At 41.0% G+C, this 22,738-nt stretch carries 29 protein-coding genes; 26 read left to right on the top strand and 3 right to left on the bottom strand.

Annotation, left to right across the window (positions count from 1 at the left end; translation table 11 throughout):
- Positions 1-7: 7 nt before the first annotated feature.
- The 7 genes from ACTG7L_RS08370 (at position 8) to ACTG7L_RS08340 (ending at position 7,541) form a co-directional block, all read left to right on the top strand.
- Positions 8-1,309 (top strand): sodium ion-translocating decarboxylase subunit beta, encoded by a 1,302-nt coding sequence (locus ACTG7L_RS08370; RefSeq protein WP_439328147.1) that lies wholly within the window; start codon positions 8-10, stop codon positions 1,307-1,309.
- 218 nt (positions 1,310-1,527) lie between these two features.
- Positions 1,528-2,493, top strand: coding sequence for a TAXI family TRAP transporter solute-binding subunit (locus ACTG7L_RS08365; RefSeq protein WP_439257998.1), 966 nt, complete (start codon positions 1,528-1,530; stop codon positions 2,491-2,493).
- 83 nt (positions 2,494-2,576) lie between these two features.
- Positions 2,577-5,222 (top strand): TRAP transporter permease, encoded by a 2,646-nt coding sequence (locus ACTG7L_RS08360; protein ID WP_439328146.1) that lies wholly within the window; start codon positions 2,577-2,579, stop codon positions 5,220-5,222.
- Positions 5,223-5,263: 41 nt separating this feature from the next.
- The gene (locus ACTG7L_RS08355) at positions 5,264-5,689 is read left to right on the top strand and encodes a universal stress protein (RefSeq protein ID WP_439242682.1); all 426 of its coding nucleotides are present in this window, start codon (positions 5,264-5,266) and stop codon (positions 5,687-5,689) included.
- Between the two features lie 195 nt (positions 5,690-5,884).
- A complete protein-coding gene (gene rpoH, locus ACTG7L_RS08350) occupies positions 5,885-6,730 on the top strand; it encodes an RNA polymerase sigma factor RpoH (protein WP_439328145.1) in 846 nt (281 codons plus the stop codon).
- A 125-nt stretch (positions 6,731-6,855) separates the two neighbouring features.
- Complete coding sequence (locus ACTG7L_RS08345) at positions 6,856-7,119, top strand: type II toxin-antitoxin system prevent-host-death family antitoxin (protein WP_439328144.1); 264 nt, start codon at positions 6,856-6,858, stop codon at positions 7,117-7,119.
- Between the two features lie 2 nt (positions 7,120-7,121).
- Positions 7,122-7,541, top strand: a complete 420-nt coding sequence (locus ACTG7L_RS08340; protein WP_439328157.1) for a type II toxin-antitoxin system VapC family toxin — start codon at positions 7,122-7,124, stop codon at positions 7,539-7,541.
- Between the two features lie 8 nt (positions 7,542-7,549).
- Here ACTG7L_RS08340 and ACTG7L_RS08335 read toward each other — a convergent pair whose 3' ends face one another.
- Positions 7,550-7,939 carry a helix-turn-helix domain-containing protein gene (locus tag ACTG7L_RS08335; protein WP_439328143.1) on the bottom strand — a complete coding sequence of 130 codons (390 nt, stop codon included), beginning with the start codon at positions 7,937-7,939 and terminating at the stop codon, positions 7,550-7,552.
- 188 nt (positions 7,940-8,127) lie between these two features.
- On the opposite strand from ACTG7L_RS08335, the gene ACTG7L_RS08330 reads away from it, so the two are divergent.
- The 19 genes from ACTG7L_RS08330 (at position 8,128) to ACTG7L_RS08240 (ending at position 20,025) form a co-directional block, all read left to right on the top strand.
- Entirely contained in the window at positions 8,128-9,192 is a 1,065-nt protein-coding gene (locus ACTG7L_RS08330; RefSeq protein WP_439328142.1) for an ABC transporter ATP-binding protein, read from the top strand.
- The gene (locus tag ACTG7L_RS08325) at positions 9,189-10,058 is read left to right on the top strand and encodes an ABC transporter permease (protein ID WP_439328141.1); all 870 of its coding nucleotides are present in this window, start codon (positions 9,189-9,191) and stop codon (positions 10,056-10,058) included. Before ACTG7L_RS08330 ends, ACTG7L_RS08325 begins: the two co-directional genes overlap by 4 nt.
- A complete protein-coding gene (locus ACTG7L_RS08320; RefSeq protein ID WP_439328140.1) occupies positions 10,055-10,900 on the top strand; it encodes an ABC transporter permease in 846 nt (281 codons plus the stop codon). Before ACTG7L_RS08325 ends, ACTG7L_RS08320 begins: the two co-directional genes overlap by 4 nt.
- 18 nt (positions 10,901-10,918) lie before the next feature.
- On the top strand, positions 10,919-11,995 hold the full coding sequence (locus tag ACTG7L_RS08315; RefSeq protein ID WP_439328139.1) for an extracellular solute-binding protein: 1,077 nt from the start codon (positions 10,919-10,921) through the stop codon (positions 11,993-11,995).
- 54 nt (positions 11,996-12,049) lie between these two features.
- Positions 12,050-12,334 (top strand): PTS sugar transporter subunit IIB, encoded by a 285-nt coding sequence (locus tag ACTG7L_RS08310; RefSeq protein WP_439258010.1) that lies wholly within the window; start codon positions 12,050-12,052, stop codon positions 12,332-12,334.
- 3 nt (positions 12,335-12,337) lie between these two features.
- Positions 12,338-13,579 carry a PTS ascorbate transporter subunit IIC gene (locus ACTG7L_RS08305; RefSeq protein WP_439236103.1) on the top strand — a complete coding sequence of 414 codons (1,242 nt, stop codon included), beginning with the start codon at positions 12,338-12,340 and terminating at the stop codon, positions 13,577-13,579.
- A complete protein-coding gene (locus tag ACTG7L_RS08300; protein ID WP_439328138.1) occupies positions 13,579-14,316 on the top strand; it encodes a sugar isomerase domain-containing protein in 738 nt (245 codons plus the stop codon). The genes ACTG7L_RS08305 and ACTG7L_RS08300 overlap by 1 nt, the downstream gene beginning before the upstream one ends.
- Positions 14,317-14,635: 319 nt before the next feature.
- A complete protein-coding gene (rpsJ, locus tag ACTG7L_RS08295) occupies positions 14,636-14,947 on the top strand; it encodes a 30S ribosomal protein S10 (protein ID WP_001181005.1) in 312 nt (103 codons plus the stop codon).
- 17 nt (positions 14,948-14,964) lie between these two features.
- On the top strand, positions 14,965-15,591 hold the full coding sequence (rplC, locus tag ACTG7L_RS08290) for a 50S ribosomal protein L3 (protein ID WP_386687933.1): 627 nt from the start codon (positions 14,965-14,967) through the stop codon (positions 15,589-15,591).
- A 14-nt stretch (positions 15,592-15,605) separates the two neighbouring features.
- On the top strand, positions 15,606-16,208 hold the full coding sequence (gene rplD / locus ACTG7L_RS08285) for a 50S ribosomal protein L4 (RefSeq protein ID WP_386691562.1): 603 nt from the start codon (positions 15,606-15,608) through the stop codon (positions 16,206-16,208).
- Positions 16,205-16,510, top strand: coding sequence for a 50S ribosomal protein L23 (gene rplW / locus ACTG7L_RS08280; RefSeq protein WP_386687930.1), 306 nt, complete (start codon positions 16,205-16,207; stop codon positions 16,508-16,510). The genes rplD and rplW overlap by 4 nt, the downstream gene beginning before the upstream one ends.
- Positions 16,511-16,529: 19 nt before the next feature.
- Positions 16,530-17,351 carry a 50S ribosomal protein L2 gene (rplB, locus tag ACTG7L_RS08275; protein ID WP_386687928.1) on the top strand — a complete coding sequence of 274 codons (822 nt, stop codon included), beginning with the start codon at positions 16,530-16,532 and terminating at the stop codon, positions 17,349-17,351.
- Between the two features lie 25 nt (positions 17,352-17,376).
- Positions 17,377-17,652, top strand: coding sequence for a 30S ribosomal protein S19 (gene rpsS / locus ACTG7L_RS08270; protein WP_005539416.1), 276 nt, complete (start codon positions 17,377-17,379; stop codon positions 17,650-17,652).
- 10 nt (positions 17,653-17,662) lie between these two features.
- Positions 17,663-17,995, top strand: a complete 333-nt coding sequence (gene rplV / locus ACTG7L_RS08265) for a 50S ribosomal protein L22 (RefSeq protein WP_012072223.1) — start codon at positions 17,663-17,665, stop codon at positions 17,993-17,995.
- 17 nt (positions 17,996-18,012) lie between these two features.
- Positions 18,013-18,720 carry a 30S ribosomal protein S3 gene (gene rpsC / locus ACTG7L_RS08260; protein ID WP_132299970.1) on the top strand — a complete coding sequence of 236 codons (708 nt, stop codon included), beginning with the start codon at positions 18,013-18,015 and terminating at the stop codon, positions 18,718-18,720.
- A gap of 13 nt (positions 18,721-18,733) precedes the next feature.
- Complete coding sequence (gene rplP / locus ACTG7L_RS08255) at positions 18,734-19,144, top strand: 50S ribosomal protein L16 (RefSeq protein WP_386687911.1); 411 nt, start codon at positions 18,734-18,736, stop codon at positions 19,142-19,144.
- On the top strand, positions 19,144-19,335 hold the full coding sequence (gene rpmC, locus ACTG7L_RS08250) for a 50S ribosomal protein L29 (protein ID WP_078239930.1): 192 nt from the start codon (positions 19,144-19,146) through the stop codon (positions 19,333-19,335). Before rplP ends, rpmC begins: the two co-directional genes overlap by 1 nt.
- Positions 19,335-19,592 (top strand): 30S ribosomal protein S17, encoded by a 258-nt coding sequence (gene rpsQ, locus ACTG7L_RS08245; protein WP_386695009.1) that lies wholly within the window; start codon positions 19,335-19,337, stop codon positions 19,590-19,592. The genes rpmC and rpsQ overlap by 1 nt, the downstream gene beginning before the upstream one ends.
- Positions 19,593-19,824: 232 nt before the next feature.
- Positions 19,825-20,025 carry a hypothetical protein gene (locus ACTG7L_RS08240; protein WP_439328137.1) on the top strand — a complete coding sequence of 67 codons (201 nt, stop codon included), beginning with the start codon at positions 19,825-19,827 and terminating at the stop codon, positions 20,023-20,025.
- A gap of 144 nt (positions 20,026-20,169) precedes the next feature.
- Here the strand turns inward: ACTG7L_RS08240 and lsrK are convergent, their stop codons facing one another.
- Both lsrK and lsrR read right to left on the bottom strand, forming a co-directional pair.
- Entirely contained in the window at positions 20,170-21,744 is a 1,575-nt protein-coding gene (lsrK, locus tag ACTG7L_RS08235; RefSeq protein WP_439328136.1) for an autoinducer-2 kinase, read from the bottom strand.
- Between the two features lie 30 nt (positions 21,745-21,774).
- Entirely contained in the window at positions 21,775-22,734 is a 960-nt protein-coding gene (gene lsrR, locus ACTG7L_RS08230; RefSeq protein ID WP_439328135.1) for a transcriptional regulator LsrR, read from the bottom strand.
- Positions 22,735-22,738 lie beyond the last annotated feature (4 nt).

The following is a 22,738-nucleotide window of genomic DNA, read 5'->3' as shown; positions in this document are numbered from 1 at the left end:
AGGCAGTATGGAAAGTATTATTGCTCTACTGAAAGGCACAGGTATTATGCACCTTGAATGGGGGCAAGCGGTGATGATTTTGGTGAGCCTGTTGTTATTGTGGCTTGCCATTGTGAAAAAATTTGAACCGTTGTTGTTATTGCCGATTGGCTTTGGTGGCTTGTTATCGAATATTCCTGAAGCGGGCATGGCAATGACGGCATTGGATAATTTGTTACATTCAGGCACACCTGAACAACTTGCTGTGATTGCAGGAAAAATCGGTGTAGTGGCAGATCCTGTTGCAATTAAAACCGCTCTTGCGAGCTTGCCAGCCTCTGTGCAAGCACAGCTTGAAGTCACCGCTGGCGATCTTGGCTTTAGTGCAGGTATTTTAGCCCTATTCTATAAAGTAGCGATTGGCTATGGTGTTGCACCACTGGTGATTTTTATGGGGGTCGGTGCCATGACGGATTTTGGTCCGTTAATTGCCAATCCAAGAACCTTATTACTCGGTGCGGCGGCACAATTCGGGATTTTCACCACCGTATTGGGTGCCTTGGGTTTAAACTGGTTAGGGGTAATTGATTTTACCTTGCCACAAGCTGCCTCTATTGGAATTATTGGGGGGGCAGATGGTCCAACCGCCATTTACTTAACCAGCAAACTTGCTCCCGAATTATTGGGGGCGATTGCAGTGGCTGCCTATTCTTATATGGCGTTAGTCCCATTAATTCAACCGCCAATTATGAAAGCCTTAACTACCGAAACTGAACGCAAGATTCGGATGACGCAACTTCGCAATGTGAGTAATACAGAAAAAGTGATGTTCCCAATTATCTTGTTATTATTGGTGGCATTATTATTACCTGATGCCGCCCCATTGCTCGGTATGTTCTGTTTTGGTAATTTAATGAAAGTCAGTGGCGTGGTGGATCGTTTAAGTGATACCACACAAAATGCCTTGATTAACATTGTCACCATCGTGTTAGGTTTATCGGTTGGGGCGAAATTGGTGGCAGATAAATTCTTGCAACCACAAACCCTTGGTATTTTACTGTTAGGCGTGATTGCGTTTGGTATCGGAACGGGTAGCGGTGTGTTGATGGCGAAATTGATGAACAAATTCAGCAAAAATAAAATCAACCCACTGATTGGTTCTGCTGGCGTGTCAGCCGTACCAATGGCAGCTCGTGTTTCTAACAAAGTAGGGTTGGAAGCCGATCATCAAAACTTCTTACTGATGCACGCCATGGGACCGAATGTAGCTGGCGTAATTGGTTCAGCCATTGCTGCAGGGGTGATGTTGAAATACGTTGCGGCGATGTAAAATAGGATAAAAAAACACCGCACTTTTTGTCACGAAGAGGTGATACCAACAAAAGTGCGGTGCAAAAAATGCGATCTTTGTCGCATTTTTTATATTCAATTCGTTGTAATGTAAAAAATATGTTGCAACCGACAGCTAAATTGGTATATTTTTAACTGTCCCTTTTTAATAGGTACGGAAATATACAACTTCATCCCCTTTCTAGGAGAACTATTGTTATGAAAAAATTCTTAAAACTTTCCCTTGTCGCTGGCGTTGCAATGTCGGCATTTTCCGCTCAAGCTGCAGAAGAACAGTTTATTACCATTGGTACTGGTGGCCAAACGGGCGTATATTATGTGGTTGGTCAATCTATTTGTCAGTTAGTGAACCGTGATACGGCGAAAACCCACATTAAATGTAATGCCCCCTCAACTGGTGCCTCCATTGCAAACTTGAATGCGATTGCTGCCAAGGAAATGGATATGGGGATTGCACAATCTGACTGGCAATATCATGCCTATAACGGCACCAGTTCTTTTGAGGGCAAGAAAAATGACAAATTGCGTGCGGTGTTCTCCTTACATGCTGAACCCTTTACGTTAATGGCACGTGATGATTCTGGCATTAAATCTTTTGATGATTTGAAAGGTAAACGTGTGAATGTGGGCGATCCAGGTTCTGGTACCCGTGCCACCATCAACGTTATCATGAAAGAAAAAGGTTGGACGGACAAAGATTTCAAAGTGGCTGCGGAATTAAAACCAGCAGAAATGGCGTCATCTATGTGTGATAACAACCTTGACGCCATCACTTACAACGTGGGTCACCCGAATGGTGCATTGAAAGAGGCCGCAGCGTCTTGTGATTCTCACTTAGTGCCAGTAACCGGCCCTGAAATTGATAAATTAGTGGCGCAACATGCTTACTATGCGAAAGCTGTGATTCCTGGTGGTTTGTATAAAGGCACTGATAATCCAGTGGATACATTCGGTTCTTATGCAACGTTAGTGAGTTCAACGGATGTGGACGCAGATAAAGTCTATGCGGTGGTAAAAGCGGTGTTTGATAACTTCGACCGTTTCAAACGTTTACACCCCGCTTTTGCGAACTTAAAAGAAGAAGAAATGATTAAAAATGCCTTATCTGCACCATTGCACGAGGGGGCGGCTCGTTACTACAAAGAAAAAGGCTGGTTAAAATAAATTAATCCTGCTTTGTCCTTTTCTATTACACCCTACGCAGCCTGTGTAGGGTGTCTGTTTTATCGTTATTCGGGGACTTTACGATGTCTGCACAAGAAAAAGCGATGGATTATGATGACTTGCAAGATATGGTGGCATCCAATGATGCCGGCGGTCGAAATCCAAGAGGCTTTGCCAAAAAACTCATTATTGTGACCGCAATTGTTTGGTCGATTTTTCAGCTCTATTATACTTCGCCGTTTCCATTTTGGTTGCAAGAGCAATTAACGCATCTCGGCATTCCGTTAAATGTGGTGGTGGACGACACGAAAGCCCGTTCTTATCATTTGGCGTTTGCGTTATTTTTAGCGTTTCTTTCGTTCCCTGCCTTTGCTAGTTCACCTAAACATCGGATTCCTTTATTCGACTGGTGTTTAGCCATTGCCGGTGCATTTTTAGGAGCTTATTATTTATTTTTCTACGAGGGCTTAGTCACTCGATTTGGTGCACCAAATTTGCAAGATATTATTGCAGGTTGTTGCGGTGTCTTGCTGTTATTAGAGGCCACAAGACGTAGTTTAGGTTTGCCGTTGGTGGTGATTGCGGTGGTGTTCTTGCTGTATAATTACTTCGGGCAATTTATGCCAACAGATTGGATTATTAGCCACCGTTCAGGCTCATTGGCTCAAATTGTCAACCAACAATGGATCACCACTGAGGGGGTCTTTGGTGTGGCGCTTGGCGTCTCCACGAAATATGTGTTCTTATTTGTATTATTTGGTGCGTTGTTAGATAAAGCGGGGGCGGGTAATTATTTTATTAAAACTGCCTTTGCCTACTTAGGCCATTTAAAAGGCGGGCCCGCTAAAGCCGCTGTGGTCTCTTCTGCGCTCACTGGATTGGTTTCTGGTTCCTCCATTGCGAATGTGGTGACCACGGGGACATTCACGATTCCCATGATGAAACGTGTGGGCTTTTCAGCCGAGAAAGCGGGCGCCGTAGAAGTGGCCTCTTCCGTTAATGGCCAAATTATGCCACCTGTAATGGGGGCTGCCGCATTTTTGATGATTGAATATGTCAATATGCCGTACAGCCAATTAATTATGCACGCTTTTTTACCGGCGCTGATTTCTTATATTGCGTTGGTTTACATCGTGCATTTAGAAGCCAATAAAATGGGCTTAAAAGGGCTTGATCGAGTTGATCCTGCTCGTCCGTTTTTAATGGTCGTGATCCGTACGCTAGGCTTTTTCTTGACCCTTTGCGTGATTTTCTTTGCTTTACATTTTGGCTTAGGCTGGATTAAAACGTTGATTCCAGATTATTCCTTTATGGTGATCGGGACGTTACTCGGCTGTGTTTATTTAGGCTTAATTCGTCGTGTGGCACAGTTCCCCGATTTAGAACCTGATGATCCTAATTCCAAAATCGTCAAATTGCCGTCGGCAAAACCGACGGTGAATGCAGGCTTACATTACTTATTGCCGGTGGTGGTATTAATGTGGTGTTTGATGATCGAACGTTTATCACCGGGGCTTTCCGCTTTCTGGGCAATCTTGGCGTTATCTTCTATTTTAGTGAGTCAACGGCCTCTATTAAGTTGGTTCAGACAGGAAAAAAGCGACAAAAAAGCCCTGTTTAAACAAGGTTTATATGAACTCATTGATGGCCTTGAAGTCGGTGCCAGAAATATGATTGGTATTGGGATTGCGACTGCCACCGCTGGTATTATCGTGGGCGTGGTGTCTTTGACCGGTTTCGGTGTGCAATTAGCCGGCATTATTGAATTCTTGTCCATGGGCAATATTTTATTAATGTTGATTCTGGTGGCAATGTTCAGCTTAATCTTAGGCATGGGCTTGCCGACCACCGCCAACTATATCGTCGTGTCCTCCTTAATGGCCTTGGTGATTGTGGAAGTGGGCAAACAAAACGGCTTAATTGTGCCATTAATTGCGGTGCATTTATTCGTCTTTTATTTCGGCATTATGGCCGATGTGACGCCTCCCGTCGGTTTGGCCTCTTTTGCCGCTGCCGCTATTTCAGGGGGCAGTCCGATTAAAACTGGGGTAACCGCATTTTATTACAGTTTAAGAACCGCTATTTTACCGTTCCTGTTTATTTTCAATACGGATTTATTGCTTATTGATGTCACTTGGTGGCATGCCTTGCTGATATTCTGTGTTGCGACCATTGGGATTATGATTTTCACGGCGGCAAGCATGAATTTCTTTGTGGTGAAAAATAAAGCATGGGAAACGGCGGTGTTAATTTTGGCAGCGTTTACGTTATTCCGTCCAGGGTTCTTTATGGAATATGTTTCCCCGACCGCACGTAGCGTGGAGCCTGCGCAATTTGTGCAAGAGTTGGGACAAACACCTGTCGGGCAAAATATTATGCTGAAAGTATCTGGCATTAACCCTTACGGCAAAGAAATTCAATTCTATTCACAACTGGCCGTGCCTGCCGGCGAAACGGGCGAAGATCGGGTGAAAGCCTTAGGTTTAACCCTGTTAGATACGGGTGAACAGATTGAAATTAACGGCAAATTGTCACCGAAAATCTTAATTGATAACGTAGAAATGGATTCTCCAGCGGCTAAAGCAGGATTAAACTGGGATCAAACGATTCTTGAGTTGGATTTACCCACTCATTCGATTCCAAAAGAATGGATGTTTATCCCAGCCCTATTATTGGCATTCGGGGTGTGGTGGAATCAACGTCGTCGGAAATCTCAAATCACGAATTAATGTATGGCTGGCAACCCGCCAGCCTTTAAAAAGGATATTTTATGTATAACAACTTGCTCATTGCGATTGATTTAAATAATTTGCAAAGTGCCAAATATGTAGTGGACACTTGCTTAAAACTGACGGCGCATAAGCCTGATGCAGTTTATCGTGTGGTATCTATTATTGAACCCATGGATGACAGCTTTATCTCTGCGTTTTTACCGAAAAATTTTGATAAATCCGTGGTCGAAGAAGCCAATAAAGCCTTACACGAGTTCACTCAAGCGAATTTTCCCGCCGGTGCGAAAGTGCAACATATCGTCGCCCATGGTACCGTATATGAAGAAGTGAACCGTATTGCACAAGAAAAATCGGTGGATTTAATCGTCATGTTGGCGAGCAGTAAACCGAAAGCCAAGGGATTAAGCTCTAACACCGTTAAAGTCGCACGCCATAGTGAAAAACCGATGTTGATTCTCAAATAGAAACTCGGTAAAATTGACAAAAAGGTTTAAACTATCAATTAAAGCGGATTCTTAGCTAAATATTTTATGAAATAGCGGAACTTTTATGAAAAAAGTGCGGTCTAATTTAACATAAAATCGAAAGCAGTTGATCTTTTGCTGTTTTATGTTATAAAGACAGAAACTATTTCGTCTTACATTTGAAGAAGGAAAGCGATGAATAAAGAAGCACAAATGATGTTAGTTCCGCAAGGTAATCTCGAGGGTTATATTCGTGCCGCTAATGAGTACCCAATGCTCACGGCAGAAGAAGAAAAGGAATTGGCGGAACGTTTGTACTACAAAGAAGATTTAGAAGCCGCAAAAGCGTTGATTTTGTCACACTTACGCTTTGTGATTCATGTGGCACGTGGTTATTCAGGCTACGGCTTACCGCAAGCGGACCTAATTCAAGAAGGCAATATTGGCTTAATGAAAGCCGTCAAACGCTTTAATCCAGAAGTGGGCGTACGTTTGGTGTCTTTTGCAGTGCATTGGATCAAAGCAGAAATTCACGAATATGTGCTCCGTAACTGGCGTATTGTGAAAGTGGCAACCACTAAAGCACAACGCAAATTATTCTTCAATTTACGTAAAACTAAACAACGTTTAGGTTGGTTTAATGAAAACGAAGTGGATTTAGTGGCCAATGAGCTCGGCGTGTCTAAACAAGACGTGATCGAAATGGAAAGTCGCATGACGGGGGCCGATGTTGGTTTTGATTTGCCCAATGAAGATAGCGAAGAAAGTAGCTTTTCTCCTGTGATGTATTTGGAAGATAAAAGCTCCAATTTCGCGGCGGAATTAGAAAATGAAAACTTTGAAAACCAAGCCGTTGAGCAATTAAGCAATGCCATGGAAACCTTGGACGAACGGAGCCAAGACATTATTAAAGCCCGCTGGTTAGATGATGATAAAGCAACATTGCACGATTTGGCGGCTAAGTATAATATTTCTGCTGAACGGGTGCGTCAGTTGGAAACTAATGCGTTGAAGAAGTTGAAAAGTGCGGTGAATTTTTAGGGAGTTTATTGTAAGAGGAAAGATCGAAGAAATTCGATCTTTTTTGTTATCTGTTTATTTTTGTTGTAACAATATAACTAATGTAGTAGCATTAGCTAATATTTACAATGGAAAGGAAAGGGAATATGAATGTGATTACCAGTCGGGAATTTTACCAAAATACAGGAAAAGCCCACAAAATTGCAAAAATAGAACCCGTGTTGATTACCAAACATGGTACGCCTGATATTGTTGTATTAAATTATACGGAATATCAACGCTTAACTCAGCTTTCATCTTCTCGATCATTATATGATATTTTTGCGAGTAGCAACCCACAAATTGCAGAAATTGATTTAATCTTGCCAGATCGTGAAGTGGATCATCAACGTCCAGATGTGGAGTTCTGATGATGTTCTTAATTGATACGAATATTATTAGCGAAATACGTAAAATTCCCTTGGGTTATGCCAATGTTGGGGTCGTTGCGTGGGCAAAGAACGTCACGGAAGATCAGACCTTTATTTCTGCGGTTTCTATCATGGAAATTGAACGTGGTATTTTAGCCTTATACAGACGAGATCCCACTCAAGCAAAAATCATTCAATTTTGGTTTGAAAATACGGTAAAACGTCAATTTCAGGGGCGAATCTTACCTATTGATTCACAGACTGCAGAAATCTGTGCCAAATTACATGTTCCCAACAAACGCCCTGAAAATGACGCTTGGATCGCAGCCACAGCCTTGCAACATCAGTTGACATTGGTTACTCGTAATATTAAAGATTTTGACATGAAAGATTTATTGGTTTTTAATCCGTTTCGGGAGTAGTTTAATTGTTATGCTACCTTTAAAAAACTCAACATCTCTTTTAATAGTTTAATTTCTTCTTGTAATTGTTGAATAGTTTCATCTTTGTGAGCAATAATCAAGCTGAGTTTCTCATTCTCGTTGAGTATGTCTTTAATATTACTGGCTGTACTAAAAATATTCGAACCGTAATGATTAACTTGGTAAGAAATATTCTTTTCATCGCAATTTTGAATCAATTCCACCACATCCAAATCAAAAATATCTGCAATTTGTTCTAGTTTATTCAACGTCAATTTCGTTTCACCTCGTTCAATTTTACCGTAACTATTGGTAGATAAGTGCATTTTTTCTGCCATCTGTTCCTGAGAAAGCAAATGCTCTTCACGAAGTAATCGGATTTTGTCATTGATTTTCATAGATACTCTTTTTTCTGTGTGTATATAAAGGTTTTGGTGGATAGAAAACACTTTTTCTTTATTGATAAGAGATGATGATTTCTATATTTTAAATCTTAATTTTTGCAATTATACATAATTTTTCAGTAAATTACAGCGGTTATTTTATGCCTTTGGGGTGATGTAACCTAATGGAGTAGGGGGAGAAAATGGCAAAACTTGAAATTAAAAATGTAACCAAAAAATTCGGGGATTTTTATGCCGCTAGGGATATTTCTTTTGTCGCAGAAGAGGGGGAATTTGTTACCTTGCTCGGTCCGAGTGGTTGCGGTAAAACGTCCTTATTGAAATTGATAGCAGGGTTTTATCGAGCTGATGAGGGTGAAGTGTTAATCGGTGGTGAAAATGTCAATTTTGTTCCACCAGAAAAACGTAACACCGCAATGTGTTTCCAATCTTATGCCCTATTTCCCCATTTGAATGTTTCCCATAATATTTGTTATGGATTACAGCAAAAAAAGATAGAGAAAGCCGAACAGGTTTCTCGTTTAAATACCGCCTTAAAACAAATGGATTTGGAAATGCACAAGCTCAAAATGCCGAATCAGCTTTCGGGCGGTCAGCAACAACGGGTAGCGTTGGCTCGGGCAATGGTGACTCGTCCTGACGTGATTTTATTTGATGAACCCCTTTCCAATCTTGATGCCAAATTGCGTGAAAGCGTGCGTTTTGAAATCAAACAGCTTTCCCGTCAATATAATTTAACCAGCATTTATGTCACCCATGATCAAGCAGAAGCCTTGGCAATGTCTGATAAAATCATTGTGTTGAACAAAGGCAGTATCGAGCAAATTGGTACACCGCAAGAAATTTATCATCAACCGATTAACCGTTTTGTCGCAGATTTTATCGGGGTGGCGAATATTACGCAGGCGGACGTAGAATCATTGGGTGATAACCGTTATAAAGTGCGGTCGATTTTTGGCGAGTTTATTGCTTATTCTGAAAAAGCTCCCGAATCATCAAAAGTCTATATTTGTTTCCGTCCTGAAGATGCGGAATTATGCGATGCTAATGGTGGCGAAAATCAGTTTACTGTTGAAGTGAAACAAACTGCCTTTATGGGAAATTTAACCGAAGTACAAGCCACCTTGCCCCAACAGCCCGATTATAAGATTCGTCTGCAGTTAACCAAATTTCCCCATATTCCCGAAGATAATAAATTAACTTTTCATTTGCCACAAACGGCGATCCATTTCTTGGAGGCTGTATGAATAAATGGCGAGAAAATTTAAAGGCTTGGTTATTGCTGAGTACGGGGCTGGGTACGATTTTAGTCTTAATGGGATCAACTTTTTATATTGTGGTTTTACAGAGTTTCGGGTTACACAGCAGTTTTGGTGATGAAGTGGCTTTTACTTTGGAACATTGGCAAACCGTGTTATCCGATACAGTATTCCAAAAAGCACTGTTTTATTCCATTAAAGTGTCATTGCTAGGAGCCATTCTTTCTATTATTGTCGCCTACCCAATAGCAATGTGGTTACGCAAACCATTACCTGCCAAAGTCACCATTATTACCATGTTACGGGCACCAATGCTTGTACCAGGATTGGTTGCCGCTTTCTTATTTGTGAATATGATTTCTTACCATGGTATTTTAAATGAGGCCTTGGTGTATTTGGGTATTTGGGATCAACCCCATACTTTGCAAAATGATGAATTTGGTTGGGGCGTGGTGATTCTGCAAATGTGGAAAAATATTCCCTTTGCTCTGATTCTGATTGGCGGAGCGGTGAACTCACTGAAATCCGATTTACTTGATGCGGCAGCAAATTTAGGTTCAAATCCGTGGCAACGTTTTCGTTATGTTGTGTTTCCGCTCAGTTTGGGAGCTGTACAGGTTTCATTTATTTTGATTTTTATCGGTGCGTTGGGGGACTTTGCCTTTTACAGCGTGGCAGGTCCGAGAGATACCTATTCATTAGCACGTTTAATGCAAATGACAGCCTACCAATATGATGAATGGAATCAAAGTGCGGTGATGGCGATGATGATTATGCTGACTTCTGCTTTTTTCACTATTGTCGTGTCGATGTTGATTAAACCGCTTAGTCGTAAAAAAGGAGAAATCAAATGAATGACGCCGTGCAAACTAAAAATGGTAAATTAATTGGCCGTATCTCATTGATTTTCTTTGCTGTCGCCAATTTAATTTGGTTGGTTGTGCCATTTTTTATGGCAGGACTTTGGTCATTAGTTGATCCTGATCATCCGTGGAGTTACCCCGATATTTTGCCCCAATCGCTCTCTTTTGAACGTTGGGTTAATGTATGGCAGAACACCTCTTTGCCTGAAGCGATGCTTAATAGCTACACTATTGCACCGTCGGTAGCGTTAATTGCAATTACTTTGGCAATGCCAACCGCTTATGCTTTTGGACGAATGGACTTTCGTGGCAAAAAATTTGCCGAATTACTTACGTTAATTCCATTGGTGATCCCTGGGATGATCATTGCGTTGTTTTTCAGCCAAATGTTGCTCAGTTTAAACATTACCAATCCTTTTATCGGCATTGTGGTGGGGCATACGGTAATGACTTTGCCTTATGCTATTCGGATTTTATCCGCAGGGTTTTCTGCTGTTCCACAGGATTTAATTGATGCTAGCCGAGATTTGGGGGCATCCAAACTCACCACCTTTAAGGATGTCTATTTGCCTATGCTGAAACCGAGTTTTCTTGCAGCGATTATTTTCTGTTTGGTAAAAAGTATTGAAGAATTTTCCATTTCCTTTGTGATTGGTTCTCCTGATTTTATCACTGTGCCGACCATTCTATATTCTTTCTTGGGTTACTCATTTATTCGCCCCAATGCCGCCGTGGTTTCTATCATCTTGCTTGTGCCGAATATTATTTTAATGATGTTAATCGAGAAATTGTTAAAAGGAAATTATTTATCTCAATCCACAGGCAAAGCCTAAATTAATAGGAGAAATATTATGCGTAAATTACTTACTTTTTCAACCGCACTTTCTAGCGTATTTTTCGCTAGTTCCGTGATGGCAAATGATCTGAGTCAAAAATCTTGGCAAGAAATAGAAGCTCAAGCTAAACAAGAGGGGCAAGTGGTCGTTAGCGTGTGGTATTTACAACCACAATTTCGTACTTTTGTGAAAGACTTTGAAAATCAATATGGTATTAAAGTCAAAATTCCTGAGGGTACAGCAGAGGGTAATATCAGCAAATTGCTCGCTGAAAAAAGCCTAGAAAAAGGCAAAATGGACGTAGTTGCTATCGCATCAGATAGCTACCCAACTATTCAAAAAGGAAATGTGTTTGATAACATTGAATTTATTCCGAACTTCACCAACGGTAATCACTTATTACAAGGGATTCCTTTTGGCAATGAGGCCTTAGGTTTTTGGGGTAATCAAACAGGCTTTGCTTATGATCCGCAACGCATTAGCGAAGATAAATTACCACAAAGCTGGACCGATGTAGAAAGCTATATCAATGCGAATCCGAAAAAGTTTGGTTATGCTGATCCAAGTGGTGGTTCTTCAGGTAAGGCCTTTATTGAACGAGCATTAATTAATGTGAGCGGTGATTATGATTATGCTAATCAAGAAATTAATGATGCACAGATTAATACTTGGCATAAAACATGGCAATGGTTTGCTGAAAATAAAGCAAAAATGACTCGCACTTCTTCCAATGCAGACAGTTTAACTCGTTTAAATGATGGAGAATTAGATTTAGTTTCTGCGTGGCAAGATCATTTATATAGTATGCAAAAACAAGGGGCAGTTACACCACGTTTGAAATTCTATGTACCAAAATTTGGTATGCCAGCTGGCGGTAATGTGGTCGGGGTTGCAAAAAACACGGCTCATCCTGCAGCATCACTAGTCTTTATCAATTGGATTACATCTCCTGAATCCCAGAAAAAACTTAATGAACAATTTGGCGTTCGTCCACTAAGCAGCGAATCGGGTAAAACAGATGTATCTTTCTTCCCTGTGAAGTGGAGTAAATCAGCGATGTCCACATTTAGTAAAGAAGTAGTATCTAAATAGTGTGTTATAAAGTTAGGAATTTTTAATAGTCAAGAATTTATTGGAGGGTCGTTTATGATCAAAATATTAGCCGTTTGTGGTTTTGGTGTTGGTAGTTCTATGGTGCTGAGAATGACCTTAGAAAAGGTTGCTAAAGAATTGGGTATTGATGCGGTCGTGGATAATACCGATCTTTCATCAGCGAAATCAATGTCAGCGGATGTTTATTTTACTAGCCATGAATTACTTTCCGAGCTAAGTTCTTCGGTTAAAAATCCAGTTTATCCGATTAAAATTTATATGAATAAAGTGGAAGTTAAACAACAGCTTGAAACCTATTTGAATAGTTTAAAAGGATAAATTATGTTAGATTTTTTGAGTAATCATATTTTAAAAAATCCCCCTGTATTGTTAGGTTTAATCGCTTTTTTAGGTTTAGCTCTACAAAAGAAATCCATATCCGATATTATTAAAGGCACATTGACCGCCGCCTTTGGTATGGTAATCCTAACCACTGGCGTCAATTTAATGTCGGGTACTATTGTGCCTATTAATACTGCCTTTCAAAATCATTTAGGTCTTGAGGTTTCTCAAGGTTTATTAGGGGATAATTTTACGCAAAATTATGGTGGAACAGTAGGCTTGGCGATGTTTGTCGGGCTAATTTTGCACTTGTTAATTGCTCGTTTTACCCCTGTAAAAACCATTTTCTTAACAGGACATATGCTCTGGTGGTTTCCTTTTGTTTTTGTTGCCGCAGGCGTTGAAAATGGTTTAACGGGTTGGGTACTAATTACATTTGCTGCAATTTTTTCTGCCCTTTATTGGTCATTGATGCCTTGGATAATGCGTAAATTTGTATGGGATGCCACGGGAGATGATTCTTTTCTTATAGGACACCCAACAGGTATTTTATCTTTAGTTTCTGGTTATGTTGCCAAATGGTTTGGTAATAAAGAAAAATCAACGGAAGATATTAAAGTGCCTGAAAGCCTGTCTTTTTTCCGTGAAATTTCTATTACAGGCGGTATCGTTCTCTTTTTAATCAACTTAATTGTAGGTATTTTTATTCCGACATTAACCCCTGATGGAAATAATCTAATTATGTTTTCTATCAGTGCAGGGATCACTTTTGGGGCTGGATTATTGGTAATGCTTTATGGGGTGCGTTTATTGATTAATCAAATTATTCCTGCTTTCCAAGGTATTGCTGAAAAACTTGTTCCTGGTGCAAAACCTGCATTTGATGTGCCTATTATCTTTAATTATCGTCCAAATGCGGTGATTATTGGCTTTGTTGTGGCAATGATTACATCTACGTTATTACTCATTTTAGCCAATACCTTTAATATTTTCGGTGTGCTTATCGTGCCATTAGTGATTACCAGTTTCTTTGAGGCCGGTGGTGCAGCGGTAATTGGTGAAGGACAAGGTGGTTTAAAAGGGGCGATTATTGGTACAGCGGTAGCGTCCGTGGTAATGGTTATTCTGGTGGGAATATCAGCTGTTCTATTTAGTACCACTATTCAAAGTTGGTTATTGATTTTTGGTGGCAATGATTTTTCCTTATGGGGTAGTATCGCTCGTCTCTTTGGTGGTTTTTAATGTTTGATTACATAGAGAAAATAAGGGCAATTTTAACCTTAATTGAAGAAAAAGAAAGAATGGCGATAGAACAAACTGTTGAACTTTTTGTTCAAGCTATTACCGAAAAGCGTTCTCTTTACATTTTCGGTGCAAGTCATGCAGGAATTTTAACCCAAGAGCTTTATTATCGTGCAGGTGGATTAATGCTTATTAATCCAATTTTTGCTCGTGAAGTATTATTGGACAGAGAGCCAATTACATTTACTAGCCAAATGGAACGTTTAGAGGGTTATGGCACAGCCATTGCGAGTACGGTTAATTTCTATAAGGATGATATTTTAATTATTCATTCGGTATCAGGACGTAATGCCATTGCTTTAGATTTAGCCTTAGCAGCTAAACAAAAAGGTGTAAATATTATTGCTTTAACTAATGTTGCTTATTCTCAATCGGTATCGAGTCGGCACGTTAGTGGTCAGCGGTTATTTGAATTAGCTGATGTGGTTTTAGATAACCACGGCGATATTGGCGATGCCACTTGCAAGATACAAGGAATAGAACAAAAAGTTGGTCCAACTTCTACGGTAATAGGTGCTACCATATTAAATACTGTTGTCGTTGAAACTTGTCGCCGCTTGGTTGAACTTGGTGTAACTTCACCGCCTATTTTTTACTCTGCAAATTTAGACGGTGGAGATGAAAAAAATAAGGAACTTTATAATGATTATAAAGAGTCTATTCATTACCAATTTTGAACTTTACACTATTTTGTTAGGGTTAAGCGAGAGTTGATTCTGTAACAGATGTAAGTGAAAGAGGATAAAAGGGATTTAAATCCCTTTTATTTAATAAAAAACTTGCATATTCAAAGCCACTCTTGTATAATCCACCGCACTTTCAATCCGAAAGTCGTTTAATGTAATCATTTATTAAACGTACTGTTACAATAGGTAACAGATAAAATGTTCCCGATTTGGGGACTAAAATAGGTCTGCTGCACTTCCCTTTATTTAAGAAGTTAAAGGTGATGGTGTCAGTTTTTTATTAGCTAAAAATTATTGGAGCTCTGGTCTAATGCAGAACCAAAGAATCCGTATCCGCTTAAAAGCATTTGATCATCGCTTGATCGATCAATCTACGGCGGAGATCGTAGAAACAGCTAAACGTACTGGTGCACAAGTTCGTGGTCCAATTCCTTTACCAACTCGTAAAGAACGTTTTACCGTATTGATTTCACCACACGTTAATAAAGACGCACGTGATCAATATGAAATCCGTACGCACAAACGTTTAGTTGATATTGTTGAGCCAACAGAAAAAACTGTTGATGCACTTATGCGTTTAGATCTGGCTGCCGGCGTTGACGTGCAGATCAGCCTAGGTTAATTTAAGAGGTTATTACAATGATTGGTTTAGTCGGTCGTAAAGTTGGTATGACGCGTGTCTTCACTGAAGACGGTGTGTCAATTCCAGTTACCGTTATCGAAATTGAATCCAACCGTGTGACTCAAGTGAAAACTCTTGAAAACGATGGCTATTCTGCTGTTCAAGTTACTACTGGCTCTAAAAAAGCAAGTCGTGTAACTAAGCCAGAAGCTGGTCATTTCGTGAAAGCAGGTGTTGAAGCTGGTCGCGGTTTATGGGAATTTCGTACTGAAGGTGAAGAATTCACTTTAGGTCAAGAAATTAATGTTGACATCTTTGCAGATGTTAAAAAAGTTGATGTTACTGGTACATCTAAAGGTAAAGGTTTCCAAGGTGGTGTTAAACGTTGGAATTTCCGTACTCAAGATGCAACTCACGGTAACTCTTTATCACATCGTGTACTTGGTTCTATTGGTCAAAACCAAACCCCAGGTCGTGTGTTTAAAGGTAAAAAAATGGCTGGACACTTAGGTGCTGAACGTGTAACTGTTCAATCACTTGAAGTTGTTCGTGTTGATGTTGAGCGTAAATTATTATTAGTCAAAGGTGCCGTTCCAGGTGCAACTGATAGTAATGTTATCGTGAAACCAGCGGTTAAAGCGTAAGTCAGGAGATAGAGATGGAATTACAAGTTGTCGGTGCTAACGCACTCAGCGTTTCTGAAACTACCTTCGGACGTGAGTTTAATGAAGCGTTAATTCATCAAGTGGTTGTTGCTTATGCAGCAGGTGCTCGTCAGGGTTCTCGTGCACAAAAAACTCGTGCTGAAGTGTCTGGTTCAGGTAAAAAACCTTGGCGTCAAAAAGGTACAGGTCGTGCACGTTCTGGTGATATTAAATCACCAATCTGGCGTTCTGGTGGTATCACATTTGCTGCGAAACCACAAGATCACAGCCAAAAAGTGAACAAAAAAATGTACCGTGGTGCAATTAAAAGCATTCTTTCTGAATTAGTTCGTCAAGACCGTTTGGTTGTGGTGGAAAAATTCGAAATTGATGCACCAAAAACGAAGTCATTAGTTCAAAAATTAAAAGATTTAGCGTTAACAGACGCATTAATCATTACTGCAAGTTTAGATGAAAATCTATTCTTAGCGGCACGCAACTTATACAAAGTTGATGTGCGTGATGTTCAAGGTATCGACCCGGTGAGCTTAATTGCTTTCGATAAAGTGGTAGTTACTGTGGATGCAGTAAAACAAATTGAGGAGATGTTAGCATGATTCAACAAGAACGTTTGCTAAGTGTGCTTAAAGCACCGCTTATCTCTGAGAAAGCAACAAATAATGCTGAAGGCTCAAACACTATCGTTTTCAAAGTGGCATTAGATGCCAATAAAGTTGAAATTGCTAACGCAGTTGCTCAACTTTTCGAAGTGAAAGTAGATTCAGTGCGTACTGTGGTTGTTAAAGGTAAAACTAAACGCCGTGGTGCGAAAGTGGGTCGCCGTAGCGACTGGAAAAAAGCTTATGTTACACTTCAAGAAGGACAATCTTTGGACTTCGCTGAAGGTGCGACAGAGTAATTAGGAGGAGAAATTAGAAATGGCTATCGTTAAATGTAAGCCGACCTCCGCTGGTCGTCGTCACGTTGTTAAAATCGTGAACCCTGAATTACATAAGGGTAAACCTTATGCACCGTTATTAGATACCAAATCTAAAACGGGTGGTCGTAATAATTTAGGACGTATCACTACTCGTCATATCGGTGGTGGTCATAAACAACATTATCGTTTAGTTGATTTTAAACGTAATAAGTTGGATATTCCAGCGGTTGTTGAGCGTCTTGAATATGATCCAAATCGTTCTGCCAATATTGCATTAGTGCTTTATAAAGACGGTGAACGCCGTTACATCTTAGCACCAAAAGGCTTATCAGTAGGCGATCAAATCCAAGCTGGCGTAAACTCACCAATTAAAGTGGGTAACTCATTACCAATGCGTAATATTCCAGTTGGTTCGACTGTACATAACGTTGAATTAAAACCTGGCAAAGGCGGTCAAATCGCCCGTTCTGCAGGGGCTTATGTACAAATCATCGCTCGTGAAGGTAACTACGTGACATTGCGTTTACGTTCTGGCGAAATGCGTAAAGTATTAGCAGAATGTGTAGCGACCATCGGTGAAGTCGGTAACTCTGAACATATGTTGCGTGTACTTGGTAAAGCAGGTGCAAGCCGTTGGAGAGGTATCCGTCCTACCGTTCGTGGTACTGCAATGAACCCAGTAGATCACCCACATGGTGGTGGTGAAGGTCGTAACTTCGGTAAACACCCTGTTACTCCTTGGGGCGTTCAGACCAAAGGTAAGAAAACTCGTCACAACAAACGTACTGATAAATTCATCGTACGTCGTCGTGGCAAATAATTTTATTAACTAAAGAGGATAAGCCATGCCACGTTCTCTCAAGAAGGGTCCTTTCCTTGACCTACACTTGTTGAAGAAGGTAGAGAAGGCGGTGGAAAGCGGGGATAAAAAACCAATTAAAACTTGGTCCCGTCGTTCAATGATCATTCCATCAATGATTGGTTTGACCATCGCAGTCCATAATGGTCGTCAGCACGTTCCTGTTTATGTTTCCGATGAAATGATCGGACATAAATTAGGCGAATTTGCACCGACTCGTACATACCGCGGTCACGCTGCGGATAAAAAAGCTAAGAAGTAAGAGGTAAAAGATGGAAACTATCGCAAAACATCGTTACGCTCGCACTTCAGCTCAAAAAGCTCGCTTAGTTGCGGATTTAATCCGTGGTAAGAAAGTAGCAGCTGCACTTGAGATCTTAACTTACACTAACAAAAAAGCCGCGGCTTTAGTGAAAAAAGTTCTTGAGTCTGCGATTGCTAACGCCGAGCACAATGACGGTGCAGATATCGATGATCTCAAAGTCGCTAAGATTTTCGTTGACGAAGGTCCTAGTATGAAACGTGTTATGCCACGTGCCAAAGGCCGTGCAGATCGCATTTTAAAACGTACAAGCCACATCACTGTGGTTGTGTCAGATCGTTAATCGTAGAGGAATAGCAAATGGGTCAAAAAGTCCATCCACATGGTATTCGCCTAGGTATTGTTAAGCCTTGGAGCTCTACTTGGTTCGCGAATACACAAGACTTCGCCGATAATTTAGAAGGCGATTTCAACGTACGTAAATTCTTGAATAAAGAATTAGCGAGTGCTTCAGTGTCACGCATCACTATTGAGCGTCCTGCAAAAAGCATTCGTGTTACTATTCACACAGCTCGCCCAGGTATCGTTATCGGTAAAAAAGGCGAAGATGTTGAAAAATTACGCAACGCAGTAGCGAAAATCGCTGGTGTGCCTGCTCAAATCAACATTGCTGAAGTGAAAAAACCTGAATTAGATGCAAAATTAGTTGCAGACAGCATTGCTTCTCAATTAGAACGCCGTGTAATGTTCCGCCGTGCGATGAAACGTGCAGTACAAAACGCCATGCGTTTAGGTGCTAAAGGTATCAAAGTTGAAGTAAGCGGTCGTTTAGGTGGTGCAGAAATTGCACGCTCAGAATGGTATCGTGAAGGCCGTGTGCCATTACATACACTGCGTGCGGACATCGATTATAACACTGCAGAAGCACATACAACTTACGGCGTAATCGGCGTAAAAGTGTGGATCTTCAAAGGTGAAATTTTAGGTGGAATGGCTGCAATTGCACAACAACCAGAACAACAACCTGCCCAGCCTAAAAAGGCACCACGTGGCAAAGGTCGTAAGTAAGGAGAACTGCTAAATGTTGCAACCAAAACGTACAAAATTCCGTAAAGTCCACAAAGGACGCAACCGTGGTTTAGCCGCAGGTACTGAAGTCAGCTTCGGTACATTCGGTTTAAAAGCGGTTGGTCGCGGTCGTTTAACAGCGCGTCAAATCGAAGCGGCTCGTCGTGCGATGACACGTGCAGTTAAACGTCAAGGTAAAATCTGGATTCGTGTATTCCCAGACAAACCAATTACTGAAAAACCATTAGAAGTTCGTATGGGTAAAGGTAAAGGTAACGTGGAATACTGGGTAGCGCTTATCCAACCAGGTAAAGTACTTTATGAAATGGACGGAGTTTCAGAAGAAATCGCTCGCAGTGCATTTGCATTAGCAGCGGCGAAACTTCCAATTAAAACAACGTTCGTAATTAAGACGGTGATGTAATGAAAGCTCAAGAACTAAGAAACAAAAACGTTGAAGAGCTGAATGCTGAGTTAGTGAACCTTTTAGGTGAACAATTCAAATTGCGTATGCAAGCAGCCACCGGTCAGCTTCAACAAACCCATCAGTTAAAACAAGTGCGTCGTAGTATTGCACAAATTAAAACTGTGTTAACCGAAAAGGCGGGTGAGTAATGACTGATAAAATTCGTACAGTTCAAGGTCGTGTAATCAGCGATAAAATGGATAAATCTTTCACTATCGCCATTGAGCGTAAAGTGAAACACCCACTATTGGGTAAATTTATCCGCCGCACTACTAAATTACACGTTCACGATGAAAATAACGAAGCAAGAATTGGTGATGTGGTTGAGATCAAAGAATCTCGCCCTATCTCAAAAACCAAATCTTGGACATTGGTTCGTGTCGTTGAAAAAGCAGTTGTTGCTTAATCTTCGATAATCAAAATAAAGAAAAGCTCAGCGATTGCTGAGCTTTTTTGTTAGAGAACGGTAAAAGAGATGAAAATGAAAGGTACTATCGGCCCCCACGAAGGCAAAGAATTTGAGTTAATGCGAAATGGTCAGAAAAATATCGCCCTTTTTTTTTAGCGATTATGAATTCCCCGAGTGTTTCATTCCCTATATAAAATCAGGTATATTTCGGCTAAAAGAAGTCTTGATTTTGCCTTCCCCTGAATTTGATTTTACCGCTCAAATTGTTTATAAGCCAGAAGCGGAGAAAGAGGCGGATTTATTAGCTGAATTGATTAAAATTCGAGAATTTATTCCAGAAAACGAAAAGAAGATCGGTTTACTGTTAGGCTATTCGGAAGAAGATGTTGATTTTTATGTATCAAGATCCTTAAGTAGAATGAAAAAATAGCTATTTTTTACCGCACTTATTTTCTAGGAACACGCCCTAGTATTGAGGGTGAAGTTGTTTAATCCGTTTGATGATAACTAGTTCAGAAATCCCAGCGATTGCTAGGATTTTCTGTTAGAAAATTTATGATTTTTCACCGCAGTTTTACAACCCTGGTGCTTTCCAAAGTGAGTTCACTACACCATTATCCACCAATTTCAATTGTGCTGAATAAGCATTTTCCCATTTGGCTTTGTGGGCTTGATAAAGCTGGTGATTTTCAAGGTTGGGTTGATGCGTGCGTTCAAATTTCACCAGTTTTTTGCCTGCCTCGGAAAGTGAAGAATAAAGCCCCACGCCCACACCTGCGGCAATGGCACAGCCTAATGCCGTGGCTTCTTTAACGACGGGGATCTTTACGGTTAAGCCCGTGACATCGGCTAGAATTTGACTCCATAACCGCCCTTTTGAGCCACCGCCTGCGAAGACGATTTCGCTTAAATTTACCCCTGAAAATTGTTTGACTTGATCGAGATTGCAAGAAGACACAATGGCGGCGTTTTCTTCTAAGGCACGAAACAAGGTGGCTTTGTTGCATTTTTGTGCGTCAATGGACAAATTAATAAAAGACGGGGCGGCGTGGTACCAAGATTTAAAGTGCATGGCATCGGAGAAAATCGGGATCACGTCATTTGCTCCCACGGGAACATTTTCTGCCATTTGTTCAAGTAAGGTATAAGTATCAATGCCAAGACGTTTTGCCAAGATTTTTTCTTCTTCACAAAAGGCATCACGAAACCACCGCATAGTTAAACCTGTGTAAAAACTAATGGATTCCGCTTGCACCATGGGCGAAATAACGTGTGGATTGACTCGCACGTTCATTTGCGGATCGGTAACGGGATGCGGAAGATTGACGACTTGTTGCCAAAATGTGCCGCCAATAATCGCCGCTTGTGAGGCTTCAGTAATACCTAAACCAATACAACCCAGTTGCACATCGCCACCGCCCACAATCACGGGCGTACCCGTTTTTAATCCCGTTTGTTGAGCAATGTCGGCTTGCACACAGCCCAATAATTCGCCCGTTTCTTTCACCGGCGTGAGAATATCGGAATGTAATCCCGCCATCTCTAATAATTCAGGTTGCCATTGGCGAGTGTGCAAATTTAATATGCCAGTGGTGCCAGCATTGGACGGTTCAACGGCTAATTCACCACTTAGCATAAAACCAAGCCAATCGCTGATCATTGAAATGGCTTTGGTTTGGCGGTAAATATCAGGACGATGATGAGCGAGCCAAAGTAGCCGTGGAATGGCACTTAATGCCAAGGTTTGTCCAGACACCGCATAAACTTGCTGTTCAAATTGATGATCATTTAAGGTTTTGAGTTCACTCACTTCTTCACTGGCTCTGGCATCCACATTGCCACAAGCCCAAATGGGGTTTTTCGCTTGATCATACAGCACAATGCCTTCTCGCATAGAGCAAGTGGAAATGGCGGCAATCTGTTCCGCTGGGATTTGCGATTGTACAAGTGCATCACGGATACAATCGCTGGTCAATTGCCAGTTATGCTGGAGATCAAATTCCATTGAACCTGGAATATTTGGGTCGGATAAATGCGTCCATTCTTGTTGTGAGCTGATGATCTGATTGCCGTTGAGATCAAAAATCACCGCACGCACACTGCCAGTTCCCGCATCGAGAGCCATTAAATAAGCCGTTGAATTTTCCATATTGTTCTCCTTGTGAGAGAAAATTACGCCCTAAACCAACTGTGCCAACATCAGACGAGCGGTTCTTTCCTCTGTGACTAATGAATTAATGTATTTTCCTTGTAATGCACTTAAAATTGCTTCCACTTTATCTTCGCCACCCGCCACGCCGATCACATTCGGGATTTTGGTTAAATCGGATAAAGGCAAGCTAATGAGTTCATCGTGTAAGGGCATATTCGGCAATAAGGTGCCATCTTTTTGCATAAAATAACCGAGAATATCGCCCACAGCCCCTTGCTGACGGATTTCTTGTTGTTTTTGTTCGCTAATATAACCCGTGCGTAATAGCGTGGCTTGTCCTTTTTGCAAGGTTGCCCCAATGCCCACAATGGCGACATCCGCCCCCGTGGCGGCTAACATAATATCTTTGACACAGGATTCTCGTTTAAAGAGTTTTGCTGCTTCAACCGATGACGCACGCAACGGAGCTGGAATCATACTCACGGAACAAGATCCGTCTAGCTGCCCAATGCCTTTCATATAAGGACCGACACCGCCTGATAAAGTGATTAATTTAATGTTGTTGTTGGTGATAAATTCATTGCTGAATTTAATGGTTTGCATAATGGTTTCACCAAAACCAATGGCGAGTAATTGTTGCGGTTTCAACAGGGAAGCCAATAACTGTGCAGCCCCATTGCCAAGGCGTTCATTGACATCGTGGCTTTCCAAGGCTGGCAACACCCGAATATGCTTTAATTGAAAATGATGTTGCAGGGCTTCTTCTAATTCAAAACAACCCGTAAAGGCGGAGTGAATTTCCACTTTAATAATGCCCATTTGTCGCCCTTTTTCCAATAAGCGAGAAACTTTTAAACGGGGAATATTCAGGCGTTCGCCAATGTCATTTTGGGTTAAGTTGTCGTGGTAATAAAACCAAGCAATGCGAGCTAACAGCTCTTCTTCACTCATGGCTTGAGCTTGAATTTCTAAATCGATATCGTTCATTCTG

The organism is Lonepinella sp. BR2357, assembly GCF_051851525.1.
In the GTDB taxonomy this organism is placed as follows: domain Bacteria; phylum Pseudomonadota; class Gammaproteobacteria; order Enterobacterales; family Pasteurellaceae; genus Lonepinella.
This window is presented reverse-complemented; position numbering and strand designations above follow the sequence as displayed.

What these genes read in the sequence shown, in the direction of transcription:
- rplW (WP_386687930.1), top strand. Translation starts at nt 16,205, where the DNA reads ATGATTCAACAAGAACGTTTGCTAAGTGTGCTTAAAGCACCGCTTATC.
- lsrK (WP_439328136.1), bottom strand. Translation starts at nt 21,744, where the DNA reads ATGGAAAATTCAACGGCTTATTTAATGGCTCTCGATGCGGGAACTGGC.
- ACTG7L_RS08355 (WP_439242682.1), top strand. Translation starts at nt 5,264, where the DNA reads ATGTATAACAACTTGCTCATTGCGATTGATTTAAATAATTTGCAAAGT.
- rplV (WP_012072223.1), top strand. Translation starts at nt 17,663, where the DNA reads ATGGAAACTATCGCAAAACATCGTTACGCTCGCACTTCAGCTCAAAAA.
- ACTG7L_RS08305 (WP_439236103.1), top strand. Translation starts at nt 12,338, where the DNA reads ATGTTAGATTTTTTGAGTAATCATATTTTAAAAAATCCCCCTGTATTG.
- rpsS (WP_005539416.1), top strand. Translation starts at nt 17,377, where the DNA reads ATGCCACGTTCTCTCAAGAAGGGTCCTTTCCTTGACCTACACTTGTTG.
- ACTG7L_RS08320 (WP_439328140.1), top strand. Translation starts at nt 10,055, where the DNA reads ATGAATGACGCCGTGCAAACTAAAAATGGTAAATTAATTGGCCGTATC.
- ACTG7L_RS08370 (WP_439328147.1), top strand. Translation starts at nt 8, where the DNA reads ATGGAAAGTATTATTGCTCTACTGAAAGGCACAGGTATTATGCACCTT.
- rplP (WP_386687911.1), top strand. Translation starts at nt 18,734, where the DNA reads ATGTTGCAACCAAAACGTACAAAATTCCGTAAAGTCCACAAAGGACGC.
- rplB (WP_386687928.1), top strand. Translation starts at nt 16,530, where the DNA reads ATGGCTATCGTTAAATGTAAGCCGACCTCCGCTGGTCGTCGTCACGTT.
- rpmC (WP_078239930.1), top strand. Translation starts at nt 19,144, where the DNA reads ATGAAAGCTCAAGAACTAAGAAACAAAAACGTTGAAGAGCTGAATGCT.
- lsrR (WP_439328135.1), bottom strand. Translation starts at nt 22,734, where the DNA reads ATGAACGATATCGATTTAGAAATTCAAGCTCAAGCCATGAGTGAAGAA.
- ACTG7L_RS08315 (WP_439328139.1), top strand. Translation starts at nt 10,919, where the DNA reads ATGCGTAAATTACTTACTTTTTCAACCGCACTTTCTAGCGTATTTTTC.
- rplD (WP_386691562.1), top strand. Translation starts at nt 15,606, where the DNA reads ATGGAATTACAAGTTGTCGGTGCTAACGCACTCAGCGTTTCTGAAACT.
- rpsC (WP_132299970.1), top strand. Translation starts at nt 18,013, where the DNA reads ATGGGTCAAAAAGTCCATCCACATGGTATTCGCCTAGGTATTGTTAAG.
- ACTG7L_RS08340 (WP_439328157.1), top strand. Translation starts at nt 7,122, where the DNA reads ATGTTCTTAATTGATACGAATATTATTAGCGAAATACGTAAAATTCCC.
- rplC (WP_386687933.1), top strand. Translation starts at nt 14,965, where the DNA reads ATGATTGGTTTAGTCGGTCGTAAAGTTGGTATGACGCGTGTCTTCACT.
- rpsJ (WP_001181005.1), top strand. Translation starts at nt 14,636, where the DNA reads ATGCAGAACCAAAGAATCCGTATCCGCTTAAAAGCATTTGATCATCGC.
- ACTG7L_RS08325 (WP_439328141.1), top strand. Translation starts at nt 9,189, where the DNA reads ATGAATAAATGGCGAGAAAATTTAAAGGCTTGGTTATTGCTGAGTACG.
- ACTG7L_RS08330 (WP_439328142.1), top strand. Translation starts at nt 8,128, where the DNA reads ATGGCAAAACTTGAAATTAAAAATGTAACCAAAAAATTCGGGGATTTT.
- rpoH (WP_439328145.1), top strand. Translation starts at nt 5,885, where the DNA reads ATGAATAAAGAAGCACAAATGATGTTAGTTCCGCAAGGTAATCTCGAG.
- ACTG7L_RS08310 (WP_439258010.1), top strand. Translation starts at nt 12,050, where the DNA reads ATGATCAAAATATTAGCCGTTTGTGGTTTTGGTGTTGGTAGTTCTATG.
- ACTG7L_RS08360 (WP_439328146.1), top strand. Translation starts at nt 2,577, where the DNA reads ATGTCTGCACAAGAAAAAGCGATGGATTATGATGACTTGCAAGATATG.
- ACTG7L_RS08365 (WP_439257998.1), top strand. Translation starts at nt 1,528, where the DNA reads ATGAAAAAATTCTTAAAACTTTCCCTTGTCGCTGGCGTTGCAATGTCG.
- ACTG7L_RS08345 (WP_439328144.1), top strand. Translation starts at nt 6,856, where the DNA reads ATGAATGTGATTACCAGTCGGGAATTTTACCAAAATACAGGAAAAGCC.
- ACTG7L_RS08300 (WP_439328138.1), top strand. Translation starts at nt 13,579, where the DNA reads ATGTTTGATTACATAGAGAAAATAAGGGCAATTTTAACCTTAATTGAA.
- ACTG7L_RS08335 (WP_439328143.1), bottom strand. Translation starts at nt 7,939, where the DNA reads ATGAAAATCAATGACAAAATCCGATTACTTCGTGAAGAGCATTTGCTT.
- rpsQ (WP_386695009.1), top strand. Translation starts at nt 19,335, where the DNA reads ATGACTGATAAAATTCGTACAGTTCAAGGTCGTGTAATCAGCGATAAA.